Annotated in this window: 5 protein-coding genes and 1 pseudogene; 2 read left to right on the forward strand and 4 right to left on the reverse strand. The window is 66.3% G+C overall.

Translation table 11 applies throughout. The annotated features are described in order from the left end of the window. The 3 genes from H8B02_RS45735 to mtgA form a co-directional block, all read right to left on the reverse strand. Positions 1-436: hypothetical protein (locus H8B02_RS45735; protein ID WP_229172284.1), on the reverse strand; the 436-nt coding region annotated here is incomplete at its 3' end. Positions 437-663: 227 nt separating this feature from the next. Next, positions 664-849 (reverse strand): 50S ribosomal protein L32, encoded by a 186-nt coding sequence (gene rpmF, locus H8B02_RS45740; protein WP_021077536.1) that lies wholly within the window; start codon positions 847-849, stop codon positions 664-666. Between the two features lie 157 nt (positions 850-1,006). Further along, positions 1,007-1,750 carry a monofunctional biosynthetic peptidoglycan transglycosylase gene (gene mtgA, locus H8B02_RS45745; RefSeq protein ID WP_229172285.1) on the reverse strand — a complete coding sequence of 248 codons (744 nt, stop codon included), beginning with the start codon at positions 1,748-1,750 and terminating at the stop codon, positions 1,007-1,009. A gap of 128 nt (positions 1,751-1,878) precedes the next feature. Between mtgA and H8B02_RS45750 the strand changes: the two genes are divergently transcribed. Further along, positions 1,879-2,799, forward strand: coding sequence for a polyprenyl synthetase family protein (locus H8B02_RS45750; protein WP_229172286.1), 921 nt, complete (start codon positions 1,879-1,881; stop codon positions 2,797-2,799). Between the two features lie 18 nt (positions 2,800-2,817). Then, positions 2,818-3,498: a DUF1345 domain-containing protein gene (locus H8B02_RS45755; RefSeq protein ID WP_229172287.1), complete on the forward strand. Its 681-nt coding sequence runs from the start codon at positions 2,818-2,820 to the stop codon at positions 3,496-3,498. A gap of 10 nt (positions 3,499-3,508) precedes the next feature. On the opposite strand, the pseudogene H8B02_RS45760 reads toward H8B02_RS45755, so the two are convergent. After that, positions 3,509-4,214: pseudogene (locus H8B02_RS45760) on the reverse strand (caspase family protein); the annotation flags it as partial.

The raw sequence follows: 4,214 nt of genomic DNA on the forward strand, positions 1-4,214 counted from the left end.
GCCGTGGCGTCTCGACCGCTGCGGGCTGCGACCTGCTGACCGGCGCCGGTGCCGCGGGCGCGACCACCGCACGGCGGCGGGTGCGCAGCGCAATTCCGGAAATGAAATCGACCAGCGCCAGCAGCGTCAGCAGGCAAAAGGTCGAGTTGCCGAATTTCGGCCAGAGCACGAATTCGGCGGCCGCCGCGCCGAACACGATCAGCGACAGCAGATGGTCGGTGAGATATTTCGCGCCGGGGCGCGCGCCCTTGATGACCTCGAGCAGCAACAGCAGCACGCCGGCGGCGAGCAGCATGTCGCTGAGGGTGATCTGCCACTGCTCGCCCGACAGCAATGTCAGCCTGATCAGCGGGTCCGTGAAGGACACGCCGGGCATCAGGAAGGCGATGATGTTGTAGACCGCGAGCGGAACGAGCAGCAGCGGAAAACCGACCATCGGGGCTTGCGCCTTATTCAGGGAGAACCAGCAATGCGGCGATGCTCATTGGCCTCGCCGCCGACGCGCCCGTCTTGGCCGCACTCGTTGGCCGAATTCAGGCGCAGCGCCGTCTTGATTGGAGGATGATCTCCGCGCAAACGCCTCTGGCGTTTGTCGCGAGGGAAAACCGCTACGCGCTCTTCCGGATCATGCTCCCGCCTGCGGCGCGAAAGCCGAAGGTCCGATCAGGACTCTTTCTTGGCCTTCAGGACCTGGCGGCCCTTGTACATGCCGGTCTTCAGGTCGAGATGGTGCGGACGGCGCAGTTCGCCGGAGTCCTTGTCCTCGACGTAGGTCGGGGTCTTGATCGCATCGGCCGAACGGCGCATGCCACGGCGCGACGGCGAGGTTTTTCTTCTGGGAACGGCCATGACGGTGTCCTCTAGGGTGTTGCGGAGGCATCGTCCGAAATGCGGACGGGCTCAGCGCTTCGAAGCGCAAGCTGCGATGCCGGTAAGGCCGCGCTTATAGAGGAAGGGACCGCGTAAATCTAGGCCCGGAGACAGCAAAATCCGCCCGAAATCGCGCTCAAGAGCCGCGATTTTCGCGCCAGCAGCGCGTCACGGTGTTGGCCCGGGCCATGTAGGTGCCGGACAGCCTGCGGACCCCCGGACCCGGGTTCCGGGCGCTCCTTTTGACCGGATTCGGCAGGATCGCCGCCAAAAGCGCCGCCTCCCGGGGTGACAGCTCTGCCGCCGACCGGCCAAAGGCATATTGGGCACCGGCCTCGGCACCAAACTGCCCGGATGGCCCCATTTCCGCGATGTTGAGGTAGATTTCGAGAATCCGCTGTTTCGGCAGCACGAAATCGATCCAGAGCGCCAACGGCAGTTCCAGTCCCTTGCGGACGACGCTGCGGCCGGGCCACAGGAACAGGTTCTTGGCCACCTGCTGGGTGATGGTCGAGCCGCCGCGGGCCGCCTCGCCATCCCCGGCGTCGTCGATCACCTCGCGCAGCGCCCCCCAATCGATGCCCCGGTGCTTGCAGAAATGGGCGTCCTCGGAGCCGACTACGGACCGCGGCAGTGAGGGCGACATCGCGCCGAAATCGATCCAATGCCGCGTCACCGGGGCCCCTCGCAGGGTCCGCCACGCCATCAGGGCCGAAACTGGCTGACCGGTGCGGTAGAACGGCGTCACCAGATAGGGCAGCAACAGCAGGGCCAGCAAAAGCAGCAATAAAATCCGGACAATGCGCAAAGCTGGGGTTTCCGGGGAGGACCTTTCCAGGGAGGATTTGGGACCCGCCCGCCAGAACACGGCCGGCGCCATCAGACGTTTGTGGGATAATTCACGGTTTTTCCAGCACTTTTAAGGCGCAATCCGTCGCAGGGCGGGAATTGACGAAGCCGATCCCATCAACGATTGTCCGGCCGAAAATCGATCTGGAGCAATTCTTAATGACGACCGGTACTGCAGAGTTTTCCAAGCGGCTGGACCAGACCGCGGAGGATACCGAAGCCCTGCTCGCCAAACTGCTGTCCGATGCGACCGAGAGCGACGAGATCGTGCGCCCGAAGCGGCTGATCGAGGCGATGCGCTATTCGAGCCTCGGCGGCGGCAAGCGGCTGCGGCCGTTCCTCGCGGTCGAGAGCGCCGCGGTGTTCGGCATCCCGCGCGAATCCGCCCTGCTGGTGGGCGCAGCGCTCGAATGCATCCACTGCTATTCGCTGATCCACGACGATCTGCCCGCGATGGACAATTCCGATCTGCGCCGCGGCCGCCCGACCCTGCACAAGGCCTATGACGACGCCACCGCGATCCTCGCCGGCGACGCGCTGCTGACGATTGCCTTCGACATCATCACCCGCGATGCGATCCACAAGGACGCCCAGGTGCGCCTCCTCTTGACCCGCGCGCTGGCGCGCGCCTCCGGCGTCGGCGGCATGGCCGGCGGCCAGATCCTCGACCTCGCCGGCGAAGGCCGCTTCGGCGACCGCGAGCCGGTCGACGTCGCGCGCGTGCAGCAGATGAAGACCGGCGCGCTGCTCCGCTTCGGCTGCATCGCCGGCGCGATCCTCGGCCAGTCCTCGCAGAAGGAATACCAGGCGCTCGACGATTACGGCAAAGCGCTCGGCGAAGCCTTCCAGATCGCCGACGATCTGCTCGACGTGGAGGGCGACGCCGCCGCACTGGGCAAGCCGGCAGGTGCCGACGCGGTGCTCGGCAAGACCACCTTCGTCACCCAGCTCGGCATCGACGGCGCCAAGCAGCGCGTGCGCGACCTCCTGGCGCGCGCCGACGCCGCGCTGTCGGTGTTCGGCGATAGGGGCGACGTGCTGCGCGCGGCCGCCCGCTTCGTCGCCGAGCGCAAGAACTAGCCGAAAGCAAAACGCGAAATGAGCAAGGAGTTCGACGATCGCCTTGTTCGTTTCCGCAAGCTGCCGATGCCGGTCCGCGTGGTGGTGGGCCGGCCGCGCACCTTCGTTTCGATCACGGTCGGCATCGCCGTCGCGCTGCTGATCCCCGGCTCGATGCGCCTCGTCACCCGCATGCTCGCTGGCTGGGACGCCTTCGCTGCGCTCTATCTCGTGCTCGCCTATGTGATGATGCTGCGCTGTGGCGTCGCCCACATCAAGCGCAGCGCCATATTGCAGGACGATGGCCGTTTCCTGATCCTGCTGCTGACCGCATTCGGCGCACTGGCAAGCCTGCTGGCCATCGTGTTCGAACTCGGCGCATCCAAGGGCAGCGCGGCCGGACTGGCGGTGGCTATCGTCACCATCACGCTGTCATGGACGGCGGTCCACACCGCGTTCGCGCTGCACTACGCCCACGAGTTCTACCGCGGCAAGACGCCCGGCGGATTGCAGTTTCCGAGCGGCGATGCGCATGCCGACGCCGATTACTGGGACTTCGTCTACTTCTCGTTCGTGATCGGCATGACCGCGCAGGTCTCCGACGTTGGCATCACCGACAAGATCATCCGCCGCACCGCGACCGTGCACGGCATCATCTCGTTCGTGTTCAACACCGCGCTGCTGGCCCTGATGGTGAATATCGCCGCGAGCGCGATCTAGCCGCTGCGCACTAGTTGCAGACCTCGACATTGCCGACGTTGCCGCCGGGGCCGCCGCCGCCGCGGTACTCGAGATGACAGCCGTGCCTGACCGGACGGCACAGATAGGCATCGCACATGATCTGACCACTGCCGCCGCCTTCCGCCCTGGCACGGCCCTGCGGGCGCGGAATTTCCGCGGACGGGACCTGTGGCTCGCGCTGCGGACGGAAGGCGCGTTCGCGGTCACGGCGCGACGGGCGCTCGTCGCTGTCGCGCTTGGCGACCGGCTTCCGCTCACGCCGCTTCTCGCATTCATTGTCGTCGTTGAGGAACGAGCCCTCGGCGCACACGATCCTGCTGCAGCGATCGCCGTCAGCCTTGTAGCCGTGCTCGCAGACCAGCGGACAGACGCGGGACTGCTTCAGCTTGACAGCATCGAGGGTGTCGACACTGGCAGTCTTGATGTCGAGCTTGGTGCCGGCATAGCGGTTGAACAGCGTCAGCGAGCGCTGCGAGGCTGCGTTCCAGTCGCCGTCGACGGTGCCGGTCAGGCAGCCGACGCGGCGCAATTCGGTCTGCACCGATTTGACCACGTCCACCTCGGGTGACCCGGTGGCCAATGCGGCCACGGTCGTGGTCTTCTCGGGAGCAGCGGGCGGAGCCGGCGATGCGGCCGCGGCCTGCGTTGCCGCTTGATCGGGAACCGCCTTGTTCGCCGCGGCACGATCGGCGACG

The organism is Bradyrhizobium altum (assembly GCF_020889705.1).
Taxonomy (GTDB): Bacteria; Pseudomonadota; Alphaproteobacteria; order Rhizobiales; family Xanthobacteraceae; genus Bradyrhizobium; species Bradyrhizobium altum.

Excerpts from the sequence above, each read along its gene's own strand:
- rpmF (WP_021077536.1), bottom strand. The coding sequence starts at position 849 with ATGGCCGTTCCCAGAAGAAAAACCTCGCCGTCGCGCCGTGGCATGCGC.
- mtgA (WP_229172285.1), bottom strand. The coding sequence starts at position 1,750 with ATGGCGCCGGCCGTGTTCTGGCGGGCGGGTCCCAAATCCTCCCTGGAA.
- H8B02_RS45750 (WP_229172286.1), top strand. The coding sequence starts at position 1,879 with ATGACGACCGGTACTGCAGAGTTTTCCAAGCGGCTGGACCAGACCGCG.
- H8B02_RS45755 (WP_229172287.1), top strand. The coding sequence starts at position 2,818 with ATGAGCAAGGAGTTCGACGATCGCCTTGTTCGTTTCCGCAAGCTGCCG.